At 28.2% G+C, this 16,940-nt stretch carries 15 protein-coding genes, 1 tRNA gene and 1 pseudogene; 12 read left to right on the forward strand and 5 right to left on the reverse strand.

Annotated features, from left to right (window positions below):
• Nucleotides 1-311: 311 nt before the first annotated feature.
• Nucleotides 312-3,584: a DUF4132 domain-containing protein gene (locus tag E0E45_RS14910; RefSeq protein WP_130891894.1), complete on the reverse strand. Its 3,273-nt coding sequence runs from the start codon at nucleotides 3,582-3,584 to the stop codon at nucleotides 312-314.
• Nucleotides 3,585-3,786: 202 nt separating this feature from the next.
• Complete coding sequence (locus E0E45_RS14915; RefSeq protein WP_130891895.1) at nucleotides 3,787-4,095, reverse strand: hypothetical protein; 309 nt, start codon at nucleotides 4,093-4,095, stop codon at nucleotides 3,787-3,789.
• Between the two features lie 189 nt (nucleotides 4,096-4,284).
• Here E0E45_RS14915 and E0E45_RS14920 point away from each other — a divergent pair.
• From E0E45_RS14920 to E0E45_RS14960, 9 genes and pseudogenes are all read left to right on the forward strand, one after another.
• A tRNA-Gln gene (locus E0E45_RS14920) sits at nucleotides 4,285-4,359 on the forward strand.
• Between the two features lie 342 nt (nucleotides 4,360-4,701).
• Nucleotides 4,702-5,538 carry a class I SAM-dependent methyltransferase gene (locus tag E0E45_RS14925; protein ID WP_130891896.1) on the forward strand — a complete coding sequence of 279 codons (837 nt, stop codon included), beginning with the start codon at nucleotides 4,702-4,704 and terminating at the stop codon, nucleotides 5,536-5,538.
• Nucleotides 5,539-5,699: 161 nt separating this feature from the next.
• Complete coding sequence (locus E0E45_RS14930) at nucleotides 5,700-6,080, forward strand: RidA family protein (RefSeq protein ID WP_130891897.1); 381 nt, start codon at nucleotides 5,700-5,702, stop codon at nucleotides 6,078-6,080.
• A gap of 144 nt (nucleotides 6,081-6,224) precedes the next feature.
• Entirely contained in the window at nucleotides 6,225-7,028 is an 804-nt protein-coding gene (locus tag E0E45_RS14935; protein ID WP_130891898.1) for a Cof-type HAD-IIB family hydrolase, read from the forward strand.
• Between the two features lie 83 nt (nucleotides 7,029-7,111).
• Nucleotides 7,112-7,747 (forward strand): lactate utilization protein, encoded by a 636-nt coding sequence (locus E0E45_RS14940; protein ID WP_130891899.1) that lies wholly within the window; start codon nucleotides 7,112-7,114, stop codon nucleotides 7,745-7,747.
• A gap of 441 nt (nucleotides 7,748-8,188) precedes the next feature.
• Nucleotides 8,189-8,491, forward strand: coding sequence for an HU family DNA-binding protein (locus tag E0E45_RS14945; protein WP_130891900.1), 303 nt, complete (start codon nucleotides 8,189-8,191; stop codon nucleotides 8,489-8,491).
• Complete coding sequence (locus E0E45_RS14950) at nucleotides 8,484-8,756, forward strand: HU family DNA-binding protein (protein ID WP_130891901.1); 273 nt, start codon at nucleotides 8,484-8,486, stop codon at nucleotides 8,754-8,756. The genes E0E45_RS14945 and E0E45_RS14950 overlap by 8 nt, the downstream gene beginning before the upstream one ends.
• A 211-nt stretch (nucleotides 8,757-8,967) precedes the next feature.
• Nucleotides 8,968-9,201 (forward strand): hypothetical protein, encoded by a 234-nt coding sequence (locus E0E45_RS14955; protein WP_130891902.1) that lies wholly within the window; start codon nucleotides 8,968-8,970, stop codon nucleotides 9,199-9,201.
• Between the two features lie 471 nt (nucleotides 9,202-9,672).
• Nucleotides 9,673-9,825 (forward strand): annotated as a pseudogene (locus E0E45_RS14960) (Tn3 family transposase); the annotation flags it as partial.
• A 141-nt stretch (nucleotides 9,826-9,966) separates the two neighbouring features.
• On the opposite strand, the gene E0E45_RS14965 reads toward E0E45_RS14960, so the two are convergent.
• Both E0E45_RS14965 and E0E45_RS14970 read right to left on the reverse strand, forming a co-directional pair.
• Nucleotides 9,967-11,343: an MATE family efflux transporter gene (locus tag E0E45_RS14965; RefSeq protein WP_130891904.1), complete on the reverse strand. Its 1,377-nt coding sequence runs from the start codon at nucleotides 11,341-11,343 to the stop codon at nucleotides 9,967-9,969.
• A gap of 68 nt (nucleotides 11,344-11,411) precedes the next feature.
• Nucleotides 11,412-11,852 carry a MarR family winged helix-turn-helix transcriptional regulator gene (locus E0E45_RS14970; protein ID WP_130891905.1) on the reverse strand — a complete coding sequence of 147 codons (441 nt, stop codon included), beginning with the start codon at nucleotides 11,850-11,852 and terminating at the stop codon, nucleotides 11,412-11,414.
• A gap of 508 nt (nucleotides 11,853-12,360) precedes the next feature.
• Between E0E45_RS14970 and E0E45_RS14975 the strand changes: the two genes are divergently transcribed.
• The 3 genes from E0E45_RS14975 to E0E45_RS14985 all read left to right on the forward strand — a co-directional run bounded on the left by E0E45_RS14975 (nucleotide 12,361) and on the right by E0E45_RS14985 (nucleotide 16,218).
• Nucleotides 12,361-14,967 carry an EAL domain-containing protein gene (locus E0E45_RS14975; protein WP_130891906.1) on the forward strand — a complete coding sequence of 869 codons (2,607 nt, stop codon included), beginning with the start codon at nucleotides 12,361-12,363 and terminating at the stop codon, nucleotides 14,965-14,967.
• Nucleotides 14,968-15,647: 680 nt separating this feature from the next.
• The gene (locus tag E0E45_RS14980) at nucleotides 15,648-15,944 is read left to right on the forward strand and encodes an HU family DNA-binding protein (protein WP_130891907.1); all 297 of its coding nucleotides are present in this window, start codon (nucleotides 15,648-15,650) and stop codon (nucleotides 15,942-15,944) included.
• Complete coding sequence (locus E0E45_RS14985) at nucleotides 15,937-16,218, forward strand: HU family DNA-binding protein (RefSeq protein ID WP_130891908.1); 282 nt, start codon at nucleotides 15,937-15,939, stop codon at nucleotides 16,216-16,218. Before E0E45_RS14980 ends, E0E45_RS14985 begins: the two co-directional genes overlap by 8 nt.
• A 56-nt stretch (nucleotides 16,219-16,274) precedes the next feature.
• Here E0E45_RS14985 and E0E45_RS14990 read toward each other — a convergent pair whose 3' ends face one another.
• Complete coding sequence (locus E0E45_RS14990; protein WP_130891909.1) at nucleotides 16,275-16,817, reverse strand: flavodoxin family protein; 543 nt, start codon at nucleotides 16,815-16,817, stop codon at nucleotides 16,275-16,277.
• Between the last annotated feature and the right edge of the window lie 123 nt (nucleotides 16,818-16,940).

Below are 16,940 nucleotides of genomic sequence, written 5' to 3' on the forward strand. Positions count from 1 at the left end.
TAATATATGATTAATTTATAATAAAGTTTGGGTTAATGATATCCATGCTTCTTATCCATTTTTAAAAAGACATCACAAAAAAACCTACCGAATAATAAGGTTTGTAAGCTTTTTAAAAAACAACTTTTTATTTAGTTGGTTTAGTCAGAAACATTTAAGGACATCAAATCCTCCCCTTTTTTTAATTTATATTACAATATTATTTATAATAACATATTAAGATATTTATTTCAAGATGAACTCTTAATGGCATTATTTTATTATATAAAAACAGCTGAAATCATTTTAAGACTTCAACTGTTTTATTAATTTTATTCTGTTATCTTATCAAGCAATCCTATAACACTGCTTACAAATCTCAGAGAAAGAGAAGATACATCTAATATCATATTGTCTTTTATATCATCAAGTGGTTCTCCAGCTTCTGGCAGACGGCAGAAAGTAACTTCTTTTATACTTATTTGTTCCTCGAAATCCTGCCCCATATACATATCATCAACATTGATATGAACATAGATGTTAAGGAATTTATCAACAATGTGGTAGCAGAAGAAAGAACCAGCATCTAGAACTTCTCCACGAATAAATTCATATTTTTTAGCAGATGAATTCATTTTACCAGCAGTGATATATTTATCAGAGTAACGTATTATTTTTTTTCCAGCCATATCATTTTCAGCAAGCTCAATAACAGGGAGATCTAATTGCTCTATTGGTTGAACTATCTCATAATCGTCCAGCTGAGTTTTCCAAGAAGAAGTAAGTTCCTCTCCTAATTCTGCAGGATGTATAAGAGTAATTTGAGCATTTTCAGGAAGAGTGAATTCTTCCTCATCAACTGTATTGAAAGTGCCATCCTCCATATATCTGAATGACTGTGTCAGTTTATTATCTTCATATACTCCCCAAATAAGTCCAATGGCGAATTGGTGCATTATAGGATTTTCTACAAATAGAGTATTCCAACTTTCACTATTCCAATAACGTCCATTCATAAGAACTTTTTTCAGTCTGTTAGATTGAGTCTGTACTACTGCTTTTATCTGTTTTTTAAGTTCAGAAAGCTCTTTTTTAGCAGTTTCAGCTTTTACAGGGTCATCTTCACCAGTTGGTTTAGGAAGAGATTTAACAAATTTTGCCTTTCCATTATCATAGATTGAAAGTACAAAATCAGGTGTTAAGCTAAGTGTAAATGTATGAGCTCCAAAATCAAGAACCTTTTTACCAGCTCTATCAAATCCAAGAGAAGGAATAATGCGGTCTGAAAGCACATCTTCTGGAAGATCAAGTATTTTAGCAGCAGCAGAGAAGGCCAGCTTAGCAGCCTTTTTTACCTGATTGTTAGGAAATTTTCCAGATATACTGTCCACCATCATAAGAGCTACACTTCCTCCATTTAATGCTGCAACAGATACAGCAAATGCAGCTAAAGCCCCACGAGAAGCCTCTGCCCATTTTAGAAGCTGTTTGTTTAAATTAAGTATCTGTGTATCAGAAGCAAAAACACAATAAGGAAGTAAAATCATTTTAAGTTTTGTATCAGCTCCATTGTCCAGCCATATATTGTATATTCCTTCCAGAGTTTTTTGAATGTCCTGCATATTTAGTATCTCCGCAACTTTATCAGCTGCTTTTACACGATATGGTGCAGCTAAAGACATATATTCTACAAGGATAAATTCCATAATTACAGCAGGAGCTGTACCACTCATATCAGCAAAACGTACTCCAGAGAGTATATCTTTTGGGAGCCATGAAATAACTTTAGCATTGGCTGTATCAAAGTTTTCTGTACAAAATTTTATTGCTGATTCATTAGTAAAAGAGAAACCATCATGGAAAAGGTGTTCGTTATTCCAGAATTTCATAATACGATTTATTATTTGAAGAGTTTCACCTTTTGCCTTATTTTTGGCAGATTCAAGAAGTTTTTCAGTTTCTTCTTTATGTCTTGTAATTATATCCTCAGCTTTTTTCTTAATAACTTTAGATTTATGATTAATCATTTCTACAAGAAGAGAGTAGTCTGAAACATCACTTTTATCAAATAACAATTCCATAAGCCTTGTCTGATAAGCAGTTTCATCACTTGAGCATTTTTCAAGTTTTCTCCACTCATCAAGGAGTTCTAAGGCTTCATCTTCATGTCCTCTTGTGATTTCTACAGCATCAGCCATATTAAGATTTTCTCCATTCCAGTTTCCATCTCCAGCTATACAGTAGATGGCAAGTATCCTTTTAAATGGAAATTTATATTTCATTAAAACTTCAGCACTGTTTATTGGGGATTTATCAAGCCATTTGTATCTTCCATCAACGAAATAGTTATATAGCATTATTTCACTTGAATGATAAGTGTCTTTTCCTGCAACTGCCATATAGATATCCCAGAATTTTCTGGCAATAGAACTGTGAGTATACATTGATGCAACTGCAGTATAAAAATGTTCAATCATTGGAATATTATCTTTCATATGTTTTTTTATTACTTCTTCCTTAGAAATATTTCCTTTTAAATATTCTAAAATATTAGTGTTTTTATTTTTAAATCCAGCTTCTATATATCTCATAATATCAGCATTTATTTTTTCTTCCTTTAATTCCTCTTCTTCACCATTGTTTTTTACCATAACAGCAAGGAGGAAAAGAGATTTGATAGAGTTAATCTTGTTAGATAATCTATAGTAAACTTTCATAAACTCTTCTCTATTTTCTTTATATGCTTCTGTAAAATATTGAGCAATTTTTTTGGTATCACTTTTATACTCATTCATTACTTCAAGAATAAGAAGTAAAAGAGGATAAGATTCAGGAATATTTTTATCATCACAGAATTTTTTTAATTTTTTAAAATCTCTGTGAAAACCAAATTTATATATATTTACTCTAGCTCCTTCATTTTCTTTTATCAATTTGACAAGAAGAGTTTCAGCTTCTTTTGAAATAGGATAAATTTTAGATAAAATCATACATGTAGAGATATCAGCAAATTTTTCTGCATAATCCATTATTGGCTTCAGATATCTTTCATATTTTACTGGATCTTTCTTATAAAGAAGAGAAGCAGTAATTAGAAGAGTGAAAAACATATGATTTTCATTTTTCTTTTCTATAAGAGTATCTATATTATTCTTAAAAAGATTATCAGCAAATTTTGCAAAATTTTCATCAGTAAAGTATTTCCATAATTTTTCAAGAGAAGGTTCTATGGAATCAACAGAAAGATTTTTTTTAAATCTAATGATAGACTCTTCAATAATTTCAGGAAGAGAGTAACCGATTTTTACTGCAATATCTATATCATTAAACATATAGTAGTAATCACTTATAACTCCTTCTCTTCTCCATTGTGAAATAACAAAAAGTATCCTTTTAGCAATAGATTCATTTTCTCCCCCTAGCTCTTTAAGCAATACCATAGGGTATACAGCAGACCAAGATGTTTTTTTCTTTTCAATAGTACTGTTGCTGCCATTTATATATTCCTCAGCTTCTTTTATATATTCTACAGGAAGTGGTTTCCTAGAATATGTATTTCCTTTTTTTGCAAGTTCCCAGATTTCCCATAATTCATTTTTAGTCATAATTTTTCCTTTCTGAAATTTTATTTATAGATTACTCAAAATATATCATTTTTACAGTTGAAAAACAAGAAAGTGAAGTTGAAATTTTGTAAATTCACAGTTGCAATTAAAGTAAAATATCTTAAAATAGTATTTTTACAACAAATATTATTTTAATAAAAAACTGCAGGTATATGTATACCTACAGCTTTTCTATCACTTTTTATTCAGCATTGTTTTTAATATAAAATTCATAAGCAGCCAGAAGGCTTTTTTGCTTATCAATAGTTTCCAGAGAGGAATTTTTTGATTTGATTTTTTTCTCAAGAAATGTCTGCCATTCTTCATAGTTTTCAAATTTTGAATCATCTGGGATAGGAGTTCCTGCTTCAATCTGTTCGGCTAAATGTTCCAATGCAGCTTGTGAATTTTGAAGTTCTTTTTCTATAGATTCCTGTCTTTTAATAGAATTAGTAACTTTTGCCTTTTCTTTTTCTACCACTGTTTTAATTATTGAGTTTTCTTTTGTCATTAATTGACCTCCTGATATTTTAGTTTTCTAAGAGCTCTTTAGATACATATATCATATCTTTTTTTTAGAAAATAAAACAGAAGCACCAAGTAAAGTGGAGTGAAACTAGGTTAAAGGTAAACTTTTTTTATAATTTTTTAAAAATTTTATTGACAAACAGAGATAAATTTGATACTATTATACTGTTGTTGGGCTGTCGCCAAGCGGTAAGGCAACGGACTTTGACTCCGTCATGCGCTGGTTCGAATCCAGCCAGCCCAGCCACCAATTAGAAATCAAGCTGTCTTAGATAAGACAGTTTTTTTATTTTTTGACAAAAAATTTTTTCTGTAGTAGAATATTCTCAGTGATATGAGAAAATATTCTATTTGAGGTGAGGTAATCCAACATACTTGATATTATACAATCAGTAATATGAGAATGTCGTGGAAATGAAAGGTAAATCATAATTGAACAAAATTTTTAAGCTGTTGATACCAGCTTTTTTGTGTTCATATGATTTCAGCCATTTTATTTCACACTGGGCATAATGATTTTCCAGCTGTGGGTAAAACCACAGCTTTTTTTATTCTCATATCACTAAATAAATTAAAAGGGAGATATATTATGAACAAAAAAATAATGAAATACCTCAAAGAAATGCCAATAGAATATACACCAAGCAGTAAAAAATTCTGGGATGATGAGCATATATCTAAATTTATGTTGGAAGCTCATATTAATCCAGATATAGAAAGTGCTTCAAGAAATCATAACTTTATAGAAAAATCAGCAGAGTGGATAACTTCTCTAGTACCTGGGATAAAAGGAAGGAAGATCCTTGATTTAGGATGCGGTCCTGGAATATATGCAGAGAAGTTTTGTAAGAAAGGATTTGAAGTAACAGGAATAGATTTTTCAAAGAGATCAATAAAGTATGCTGTAAATTCAGCAGCAGAAAAGAACTTGAAGATAGAATATAAATATATGAATTATCTGGAAATAGATTATGAGAATGAGTTTGATATGGCAATTTTAATATATTGTGATTTTGGAGTGCTTTCTCCAGAAGAGAGAAAAATTTTGTTGAATAAAGTATATAAATCTTTGAAAGGTGGAGGAATATTGATTTTAGATGTATTTACAAAAGCATTCTTTAGAGATTTTGAAAAGAAAACAGAGATAACATATGAAGACAGTGGATTTTGGAGTGAAATACCATATTCATGTATTCAAAGAAATAAAATATACAGAGATACATTGACATCTTTAGAGCAGTATATAATCATAACAGAAAATGATTGTGAGTGTTACAATATCTGGAACCATATCTTTGATAAGGAATCTATAAGTATGGAATTAAGAACAGGAGGTTTTTCAGAATTCAGATTTTTTAATAATGTTGCAGGAGAAAAAGAAAGTCAAAATAATTCTACTTTATGTATTTATGCAGAAAAAATTTAGTATTGTATAGGTCTAAGATATAACTATAAAAATAGTTGACTATTCAACTAAAATGAATTATACTAAATTTAGTTGAAATATCAACTATATTATTATTTTTTATTATACTGTATTAGAACTCTAAATAATTATATTGAAAATTAGAATAGGAGGTATTTATTATGAAAAAAATTGTATATAATGTACCAGAAAATACTAGAATGACTTTTCCATTTTCACATGCTGCAGAAGCTGATGGAGTGATTTATCTTTCAGGTCAGCCATCTATGAATCTAGCAACTGGAGAATTTATTGATGGAAATTTTGAGGAACAATTTGAACAATGCTTTAAAAATTTAGAAGCTGTATTAAAAGCTGCTGAACTTGATAATTCTAATGTTATTAAATGTACAGTATTCCTCACAGATATGCGTGATTTTCCATTGATGAATGAATTATATAAGAAAAAATTTAAGAGTCCTTATCCTGCCAGATCATGTTTTTCAGTAACAGGATTGCCAATGGGAGCAAAAGTTGAAATTGAAATGATTGCTAAAAGATAGTAATTATAATAATAGTATTTAAAAATCTGATTTCTCTAAAATATAAAATATACTTTATGCTTATTTTTAGTTATAATAAATATAGAATAATTGAAAATATGAAGCTAAATGAGATTAAAGTGATACTTACAGGAGGGAAGGATGATGGGGAAATACAAAATGGTATTCAGTGATATAGATGGAACTCTTTTAGATTCAACACATGAGGTAAGAAAAAATACTAAGAAAAAAATAAAGGAACTGGAAAATCAGGGGATACCCTTTATTCTGGTATCAGCAAGAATGCCAGAGGGAATATATACAATACAGAAAGCTGCTGGTTTAGAATCTCCCATAGTTGCATATAGTGGGGGATTAGTATTAGATACAGATAGAAAGATTCTGAAGAGTAATGGAATGAGTCAAAAAAAAGCTGAAGAAATAACAGGATATATCAGAGAGAAATGGAATAATATGTGCATAAGTATATATTCAGGGAGTTCATGGATATCTTTTGATGACAGAGATTACTGGATAAAACAAGAAGAGGACATTACTACTTTGAAATGTATTAAAGGAAATTTTACAGATATTCTTGAAAAAGATACAGAAGTACATAAGATAATGTGTATGGGAGAGCCTGAAAAGATAGCTGAAATAGAAAATATATTAAAAGTAAAGCATCCAGAACTTTCAGTGTATAGATCAAAGGATACATATCTGGAAATAATGGATGGAAGAGCTTTAAAATCCAATGCTGTAAAAGTATTATGTGAAGTGAAGAATATTCCTATTGAAGATACTATATCTTTTGGTGATAACTATAATGATATAGATATGCTTGAAGCAACTGGAATGGGGATAGCTATGGGAAATGCTCCAGAAGAGGTAAAAAAACATGCAGATAAAATAACTTTGGATAATGACAGTGAAGGACTTTTACATATGCTTGAAAAACTTGGAATGTAGAGATATAATTAAAATATAATAATATGTATATGCTCAATAATAAAATAAGTATAGATTTAGTTTTACACAGGGAGGGAAATACTATGACAGTGAAAGAAATAAGAGATTCTCTACGTGGAGAGCAGGTAGTTAAAGCTTTGAAATCTAGGAATATGGAAGCATATTTTGTGGATACAAAAGAAGATGCTTTGAAAAAAGCTCTTGAACTTATTCCAGAGGGAAGCAGTGTAGGCTGGGGAGGATCAGCCAGCATAGAGGAAATAGGATTAAAAGATGCTGTAAAAAATGGAAACTATACTGTGATAGACAGAGAACAGAGTTCTTCTAAAGAAGAAGCTGAAAAGCTTATGCGTGATATTTTCTTTTGTGATTATTTTCTTGCCAGCAGTAATGCTGTTTCAGAAGACGGAGTGTTGGTAAATATAGATGGAAATTCCAATAGAGTAGCAGCTTTATGCTATGGACCAAAGCATGTAGTCCTCGTAGTAGGAATGAATAAAGTAGTAAAAAGTGTAGAGGATGCCATGTCCCGTGCTAGAAATACTGCAGCACCTCTTAATGCTCAGAGATTTGATATAGATACTCCATGTAAGAAGACTGGATGTTGTTATGATTGTAAAAAACCAGATACAGTGTGCTGTCAGATACTGATTACACGTTACAGCAGACATAACGAAAGAATAAAAGTTATTTTAGTAAAAGAGGATTTAGGATTCTAGAAAATTTATATGAGGCTGTTATAAATTAGTGGATAACTAATTTTGGCAGTCTTTTTTTATTGTAAAAAAATTAAGAAAAATGGGATAAAAATATTCTTAAGAAAAAAATGATAAAAAGAGATTAAACTAAGAATTAGAAAGTGTTTTGAAATGAAAAAAAATAAAAAATGGTTCGCTTTTATAGATAAAAGAGAACTTTTTAGTTTTTAGTTTTTTATACCTTTAGAAACGCTTAATTTTATTGAAACTATACTTTTTTAATCATAGTACTATTTTATAATTAATTTGTCAATATTTTTTTATCACCCTTGAAAAATATCTTAAAATCTAATTTGTAAAAGTGTTCTTCTTTATCTATAAAGGCGAACAGTAGAAAAAATTTTTATGGTTAAAGTAATTTATGAATAAATTAGATTTTAAAATTAAGAAGGGAGAAGCTTTATGAGAGAAGAGGAATTTATAAGATTCTATAAAAAAGAGAGAAAATTAAAAAATTTAAAGAAAGCTAAAGAAGAAATATATTTTTTTTGGTCAGTACTTATGGAAGTTTTGAAAGAAGAAAAGGTCATGTTTAAGAACTGGGGTAAATTTGAGGTAAAAAATGTAAAAGCAAGAAAAGTTAAAATTCCAAATGAGAAAAAAGCATTCTATACTTCACCTAAAAAAGTTCTAAGTTTTAAATGTGGTACTGGATTAAGAGAGAGAATAAATAAAATGTCAGAAAAAGGAGAAATAAATGGATAAAAAATCATTTGCTAAAGTCTATAGTGCATTAAGTAAAGAAAATATAACAGGTAAGGATTCTTTAAAAAATATAGATGAATTTCTTCGTATTCTGGAAAAAGCTTTGTTGATTGATGGACAAGTAAAATTAGTAGAAAAGGGGGTATTTGAAGTAATAGAGAAAAAGCCAAGAAAAATATCAAATCCACAAACAAGGGAAAAAATAGAAATTCATCCTAGAAAAAATGTAAGATTAAGAGTTTCTAAATGTATAAAGTTTAGTTAAAAAATAAAAATGTATAAATATATAAAGAAACATTAGAAGAAATTCTAGTGTTTTTTATTTTTGTAAAAGCAAATGTGCATAACCCTAGTTAAATGGAGTTAAGAGAAAGACTTTATTTCTTGACTTTAAGGATTAAACAAGTATAATATCAGTTATGTATATTAAAAAGAGATATTTAGTATATGATTAAAATTTATGGAGGAACAAAAAAATGACAAAAGAAAAAGAACTAGCAAAAATAATTGAAGACAATGCATTTGAAAAATTGGAAAAGGGAAATGAGTGTGAAAAATATATTCAAAGGAGATATGAGGAAGAATTAGGAATGTGGACAACAGTAAATAAGGCGGCAGCAATAACAGGAAGACATAGAAGTACTATATATCGAATGAAAGATGAAGGAATTCTAATAACAAGGAAGTATGGGAAAGAATATCAATACTGAGCAGAAGCTTAATATTTGCAAATGGAGATAGAATGAAATAAAAAAATCACTCTCCTTACAATAAAAAAAAAATTTAATATGTGGAAAAAATTATAAACAGACACTTTAGCAAAGATCATATAGATAGATTTTTATTAGTATAGGGATAGCTCCAATTTTTGTGACTTTTTTCCCAAAATATTAAACTATATCAATAAAATCAAGACCTAAATGTTGATTATTTAAGCCTTGATTATGATTTCTCTTAATCCATCTTTTGTTTCTATTATACTTTCTTCAAATTAAAATACTCCCATTTGTTATCCTTATATTCAATTAAAATTTTAAGCTTTAATTTGGACTACAGATTTATTTCAAATGAACATGTTAGAATCAGCATATTATAATGCTCACAATGGGAATATAGGTGGGGATATATACAGACACATTGGTAATCTATAGACACCCTACTATGTTCAAATGCTCGAAGGTAGAGATAGTAATCATATTTTAGATGGATTATTATATCATGAAACTGAACTTGAAATTTATGAACATTCTACTGATACAGCAGAATATGTAGAGCAGATGTTTGCGTTAACATACCTTTTAGGCTTCAAATTTAAACCAAGAATAAAAAATTTAGATTAACACAACTTTATGTATTTGAAACCTTGGAAATAAATAATATAAAGTTTAAAAAAATTAATGAAAAAGTGACTTTTTTCAGGAAAAACGAACTGAGGCCTTTATGGTTTTTAAGTAAAAAATATTAATATATGAAAGTTATGATAGACTATCAGAAATTCTCTCTTCTAATGGTGAATCAATAATACTTTTTCTGCTGAAAATCCATAATAAAAGTCCTATTAAAGATGTTAAAAATTCTGAAATAGTTATTGACCAAATAACACCATCCAACTCAAATAAAATATTTCCAATGATAATGATAGGAATAAAAATTATTCCCTTTGTAACAGACATTATATTAGATTGTATTCCTTTACCAAATGCTTGAAACATACTTGTAAACATCCCAGATATTCCAGCAAATAAAGTAGAAATTAATAGAATAACTAATATTTTTGTCCCTACATCGATTAAATCACTTTGAATACTGAATAGGCTCATCACTTGATTCCTTAAAATGTATAAAACAAATGAAATTCCTAGAATAGCAATAGTTAAATATGAAACTGTAGTTTTTAATATTTTTTTAAGTCGCTCTGTATTTCCAGCAGAATAAGCAAATGCTATAAGTGGCACAACTCCAACATAAAGACCTATGCCTATAAAATCCGAAATCTGACATATTCTATTTGCAATTCCAAATGCTGCAACTACATGTTCTCCATACATCATAGTATAATTATTAAATACTAATCCAGATATAATAAGAAAGCAGCATAAGGAAAATGCTGATATTCCTACTTTGAAAATATTTGTCAAAATATCTTTATCAGGCTTAAAATATTTAAACGAAGTACTTTGAACTGTACTTTTCTTTGTTAAATACCAAATATAATATATTACAGCGAAAATATTTCCTATAACAGTACCAAGAGCAGCACCAGAGGTTCCCATTTGAAATAAAAATATAAATATAGGGTCAAGAAGTATATTTATTATTATACTGATTAACATTCCTATTAATGATTCTTTAGATGCTCCTTCTCCACGCAAAGTTTGAGCAAGAGTAAAGTTTGTAATAATAAATGGTGCACCTATTGTATAGACTGTTATGAAATTCTTTGTAGGAATAAGATTACTTCCAGAAGAACCAAGTATTTTCAAAATTGAAGGGGTCATTGGAATAATAATTAATATAAATATAAACCCTGCAAATATTGAAAGATAAAAATTAACAACAGATGCTTTTTTTACTCCTTCCCAATTTTTTTCGCCTAATAAACGTGAAATATATGTACTTCCTCCTGTCCCAAATATTTCTCCAATAGCCATGAGAATTGTAGTAAATGGAAGAACAAGAGCCATAGTTGCAAGCATAGAAGTACTGTTTAACATTCCTATATAAAATGCATCTGTAATATTATAAATTATATTAATTATCATACTTAAAATCATTGGAATAGCCATATGAAAAATAGCTTTAGATACAGGAGCTTCTTTTAAATAATATAAAGTGTTATTTTTATTTTCCATTTTATTTCCTCCATTAAAAAAAAAGTAGAATTCTACCTAAATAAATATAAAAAAGTTTTTAAAGAGTATTAACTCATATTTAGATAAGCTTTTTCTAATAATTTTAAAAATATTTTTTTTTCTTCATTTGAAAAATTATATAAAAGTTTTTTTTCTGTCTCTTTAAATATATCATTTGATTTATCTATGAGTTTTTGTGCTTTAGAAGTGATTTCTATTATTATTGTTCGTTCATCTTCACTACCTGGGTGTCGTATAATAAAGCCATTTTTTTCAAGTCCATTTAAAAGACTTGTAACAGAAGGGCCACTAAGGTTCATTAAATTACTCAAAATAAGCCGGCTTATTTCTAAATTATTTGTAAGCCTATTATATATTTCTCCCAATAAACGTGCCTGCTGATTTGTGATATTATGGTCAAGAAGCTTTCGATCATTAGTATATTTTATATTATGCCCAATTTCTCTTATATAAAAGTCATAACCAAATTTTTGAGTTATTTTCTTCATAATTTACTCCTTCATTTTAATTAGGTAGAATTCTACCAATAAGTATATAGATATAATATAAAATTGTCAATAAAATTTTTTTTAATAAGTATTTTATATTTACTTCTTGTATTTAAATATAATTGAATTTATATGAAATATAAATAATTATTTGATGTAGAAGATGTGAAAAAATATGCTTATAAACATTCAGAGATGAGAGGAATTTAAAAGAATAAATCTTTTGGGAACAGTGCATGTAAATTTTCTAGGAAAATATGGATATGGATAATAATAAAATAATTTGAGTTGATAATATATATAAGATTTTGAGATGCTTTATTGCTTGTTTTGTTAATCTTTTTAGAAAATAAGAATGATTTAGTTGAATTTTTAGAATTAAGGATATATAATCTGAATAACTAGAGCAATCTTTAATTCTAAAAAATAATCAAAGAAATTAAAATAAATAATATAAAATAAATAAAGTTTTCTCTTTTTAAAAAGAGAAATATAAAAGGAGAAAATAATGCCCATAAAAAAAGTGGTGTTGATAGTTGACAGTGATTATAATAATAGATTGATATTAAAAGATATATTAGACTTTGATTACAAGGTTTTACAGGTAGAAAATGGAAAAGAAGCACTGGAAGTATTGAGAAGGGAAAAAGACAATATTTCAGTAGTGCTTTTAAACATAACTGTTCCAGTAGAAGAATGTTATAATTTTCTAGTTGAAAAAATAAAAGATCCAGAATTAGTATATATACCTGTTATGGTAACTGCTGAAAAAGAAGATGAAGCTATAGAGGTAGAAGCTTTATCAAGGGGAGCAGCAGGTTTTTTAGTAAAACCTTATAGACCAGTTATTATTCTTCATAGATTAGCTAATATTATTAAAATACGTGAAACATCTTCATTTATAAATAAAGTAGAAAAAGATTCTCTTACAGGAATATATAACAAGGAGTTTTTCTATTTTAAATGTACTAATCTTTTCAAGGATTTTTTAACAAAGAATTTTACTATTGTCTTTGTTGATATAGAGAAATTCAAATTTGTAAATGATATATATGGAAGCAAAGAGGGAGATAAACTCCTTAAATATACAGCTAGAGTTATTGAAGATGTAATAAGTGAATTTGGAATATGTGGAAGATCAGAAGCAGATCATTTCCTTATGTGTGTTGCTGATATAAAAAATATAGAAAATATTTTAAAAACAATATCTAAGAGAGTATCAGAATTTAATAAAAGTATGAATATTGTGATACGCTATGGAATATATCAAGTAGAAGATAAAGAAATTTCTATAGAGCTAATGTGTGATAGAGCTATAATTGCAGCAGGAATGGTAAGGGATAAATACCATGAAAAATTTGCCTATTATGATGATACTGTTCGTAAAAAACTTCTTCAAGAGCAGGTTTTGATAAATGATATGAAAAATTCTCTTGAAAATAGAAGATTCAAGGCATATTATCAGCCAAAGTATGATTTTAAAACTGAAAAAATAGTGGGAGCAGAGGCTTTGGTAAGATGGGATCATCCTCAGTTTGGAATGATAGTGCCAGGAATATTTATAGATCTTTTTGAAAAAAATGGTTTTATCACAAAGATAGACCGCTTTATATGGGAAGAGGCTTGTAAAAAATTAAAAGAATGGTCAGATAATGGTTATGACAATCTTTCAATATCTGTAAATGTATCTCGTATAAATTTGTATAATAATAATCTTGCTGATATACTTTTGGAATTGGTAAAAAAATACAATATATCTCCTAGGGCTCTTCATCTGGAAATAACAGAATCAGCTTATACTGAAAATTCTGAGCAGATAATAGAAGGGGTTAAAAAACTTAAAAAAATTGGATTTGTCATAGAAATGGATGACTTTGGAACTGGGTATTCCTCTTTAAATATGCTGGCAAAGCTTCCAATAGATGTTTTAAAATTAGATATGGAATTTGTACATAGCATAGAGAAAGATAAAAACAGCAAAATTATGCTGAAAGTAATAATGAATCTGGCAAAAGAACTTAATCTTGTAGTAGTTGCTGAAGGTGTGGAAACTGAGGAACAGGTTTATACACTAAAAAATATAGGCTGTCAGTACGCACAGGGGTACTATTATTCCCCTCCAATATCTGAAGAAAAATTGGATAAACTTTTTATTGATAAGAAAGAAATTATTTCTCCAGATAAAATGGATGTACTTTTAAATTTAGAAGACAAGGAGCTATTTAAAGTAGTAGAATCTGATGAGATTGATTCAAATATAAAAAATATGATTTTTGATTTGAAATATCATTCGCAACATGATCCACTTACAGGATTATTTAACAGACGAGAGATAAAAGCAAGAGTTAATGATATCCTTGAAGGTGGAAATGTAGAGGGAACTTTTATAATTATTGATATTGATAATTTTAAAAAGATAAACGATATACATGGACATGTAAAAGGAGATGAAGTACTTAAAGGAATAGCTGACAGTCTGAAAAAAAGCTTCTTAGAAGTAGATAATATTTCAAGAATAGGTGGAGATGAATTTGTAGTATTTGTTTTAGGAACTATTTCTGAAAAAGCTCTTGGAAACAAGCTGAATAAGTTTTTTGATATGATAAAAAATATAGGGAATGATTTGCCTATAACATGTTCTGCTGGAGTGTGCAGAACATATTTTGGAGATGATTATGATTCTTTATATTACAATGCAGATATGGCTCTTCTCGCTGCTAAAATTTCTGGAAAAAACAGTTATAAGGTTTTCACAGAAGGAATGGAAAAATATTCACCTATTAATCATTTGAAAAATATTGAATGGATATTAGATCAGATTTTTGATATGGTCTTTATTTCAGATGCAGAAACTTCAGAAATTATGTATATAAATCAGCCTGCTTGTGAAAAATTTGGAAAAACCAGAGAAGAATGTATAGGACAGAAATGCTATAATTTCATGTGGAAAGCTTCAGAACCATGTGGAAGATGTGCTAAAATATCTAACTGTACGAAAGGATTTTATAATGAAGAAACCAATTTGCTAGATGGAACTCCTGTTCAAATTAAAGCAAAAGTAGTGGAATGGGGAGGAAATAAATACAAGATACATTATTTAAATAAGAAAGTATGAGGAAAGGCAGATGACTTACAAGGATATTCTAGTACAATAAGGAAATAATATTGAAAAAATACTAGTTAAATTTAATGAAAGCTCATAGCTACAAATAGATTTTAGGAAATTTAGGACTGTTGAAGTTATATGAAAATTTTGGAAGAATTGTAGATAAAGTTTAGGCTAAAAATTATGAAAATCTTGGGGGAGTTAATAAAGGATACTTTAGCAGGAAAAGTAGAAATAGAAAAAGCTTTAAAAAAGCTATTGATTGGAATAATTAAAACGAAATAAGTAAGGAAGCAGAGAAAAAACCTCTGCTTTTTTGTTTTTGGGGAAGAAAAAACCTCTGAAAAAAACAATAAAAAATCAATAGTTCTCTTTAATATAATAAAGCGAACACTAACAGAGTAAAAACCTTTATTTTTTCTACATAGTGTTTTTATGACCCTCTAGGATCATATTTGTTTTTTAAGTTGATATTTTTAATATTAAAGAGTATAATAGGATGAGAAAATTTTTTTTAAAAGTTCGCTTTATTATATTAAAGAGAACATAATTTTAAAAAACTAGTTTTATAGAATGTTTTTGAATAGAATATTTTTAAATTAAAAAAGCTGAGTGTCATATTAAAAATAATCATGAGTATATGTGACAAAATTACTTGAGAAAATACTATAATTCTATTGGAGGTACAAATGACAGAATCAGGATTTATTAAATTCTATAAAGAAAGAAATGGAATAAAAAGTAAAAAAGAAGCAAAAGAGAAAATAGAAAATTTCTGGAAGGCTTTATTAAAAGCAATAGATGAAGATAAAAAAGTAACATTTAAAAATTGGGGAGTATTTGAAGAAAAAAATGTAAAACCAAGAAAAATATCTATTCCAAAACAGCCTGAAAAAAAATATACTCAGTCTAAAAAAATAATAAAATTCAGAGCAGGAGAAGGATTGATAGAATTAGTAAATAAAAGAGGTGAGAGCAGTGAATAAAAGAGGACTTGCAAAAGTATATCAAAAAATGAGCAAGAATGAGATTGATATAACTCAAGCTATAAAAGAGATAGGAATTTTTCTTGAAACTGTAGAAGAAGCCTTAATATTAAGTGGAAAAGTAAAATTTGTAGGAAAGGGAACTTTTGAAATATTAGAGAGAAAACCTCGAATAATAGCAAACCCAGTTACAAAGGAACTCATGAAAATATATCCTAAAAAGAGTATAAAATTTACACCCTCTAAGAAACTAACTAAAGAAAAAGCTGACTAAATTTATTTTAGCCAGCTTTTAATATGTATATGTATAGTAATAAAATTTATATTACTCTATTTTAATTTTCTTCCAATTTCTTTTAATTCTTCCATTCTTCCAGTTTGTTTAGCCATATCTCCTATTTCAGCAGCAGAGATAGCTTCATCTATTATGAGATTCCAATCCAGATATTCACAGATACATTTAAATTGTCTGCTGATAAGATCATATTGCTCTCCACTTAGTTCATCAGCTCCAACAGCTATTATTCCTATATTTTTCTTTTGTTTAGGCAGAACAGTGTTTTTAAAATACATTTTATCAATAAGCATTTTAAGCTGGGCAGTTATTCCCCACCAGTAAACAGCAGAACCAAATATTACAGTATCAGCTTCACATATTTTTTCTACTAGAGGTATACAGTCATCTTTTATGATACAAGTGCCACCATTAGTATGACAGCTGTTGCAACCAGTACATCCGCTTAATTTGTATTTAGTTATATCTACAAATTCTACCTGATTACCTGAAGTATCTATTCCAGATTCAATAGCTTTTAAAGCAGTTCTAGTATTCCCATTTATTCTCGGACTTCCATTTAATATCAAAATTTTCATAAGAATTACCTCCTATATTTAAATTTAACCTACTTTGATTATACTGTATTTAGATATTTTTTTATAGTAAAAATAATGTAGATTAAAAAGGGGAGCTTTATTTTATAGTAAAAATAATGTAAA

It is taken from the genome of Fusobacterium ulcerans ATCC 49185 (assembly GCF_900683735.1).
GTDB lineage: Bacteria > Fusobacteriota > Fusobacteriia > Fusobacteriales > Fusobacteriaceae > Fusobacterium_A > Fusobacterium_A ulcerans_A.

Bases quoted from the DNA above. Each gene is read 5' to 3' on its own strand.
- E0E45_RS14935 (WP_130891898.1), top strand. From the start codon at position 6,225: ATGGGGAAATACAAAATGGTATTCAGTGATATAGATGGAACTCTTTTA.
- E0E45_RS14945 (WP_130891900.1), top strand. From the start codon at position 8,189: ATGAGAGAAGAGGAATTTATAAGATTCTATAAAAAAGAGAGAAAATTA.
- E0E45_RS14955 (WP_130891902.1), top strand. From the start codon at position 8,968: ATGACAAAAGAAAAAGAACTAGCAAAAATAATTGAAGACAATGCATTT.
- E0E45_RS14990 (WP_130891909.1), bottom strand. From the start codon at position 16,817: ATGAAAATTTTGATATTAAATGGAAGTCCGAGAATAAATGGGAATACT.
- E0E45_RS14980 (WP_130891907.1), top strand. From the start codon at position 15,648: ATGACAGAATCAGGATTTATTAAATTCTATAAAGAAAGAAATGGAATA.
- E0E45_RS14930 (WP_130891897.1), top strand. From the start codon at position 5,700: ATGAAAAAAATTGTATATAATGTACCAGAAAATACTAGAATGACTTTT.
- E0E45_RS14970 (WP_130891905.1), bottom strand. From the start codon at position 11,852: ATGAAGAAAATAACTCAAAAATTTGGTTATGACTTTTATATAAGAGAA.
- E0E45_RS14965 (WP_130891904.1), bottom strand. From the start codon at position 11,343: ATGGAAAATAAAAATAACACTTTATATTATTTAAAAGAAGCTCCTGTA.
- E0E45_RS14950 (WP_130891901.1), top strand. From the start codon at position 8,484: ATGGATAAAAAATCATTTGCTAAAGTCTATAGTGCATTAAGTAAAGAA.
- E0E45_RS14940 (WP_130891899.1), top strand. From the start codon at position 7,112: ATGACAGTGAAAGAAATAAGAGATTCTCTACGTGGAGAGCAGGTAGTT.
- E0E45_RS14925 (WP_130891896.1), top strand. From the start codon at position 4,702: ATGAACAAAAAAATAATGAAATACCTCAAAGAAATGCCAATAGAATAT.
- E0E45_RS14975 (WP_130891906.1), top strand. From the start codon at position 12,361: ATGCCCATAAAAAAAGTGGTGTTGATAGTTGACAGTGATTATAATAAT.
- E0E45_RS14915 (WP_130891895.1), bottom strand. From the start codon at position 4,095: ATGACAAAAGAAAACTCAATAATTAAAACAGTGGTAGAAAAAGAAAAG.
- E0E45_RS14910 (WP_130891894.1), bottom strand. From the start codon at position 3,584: ATGACTAAAAATGAATTATGGGAAATCTGGGAACTTGCAAAAAAAGGA.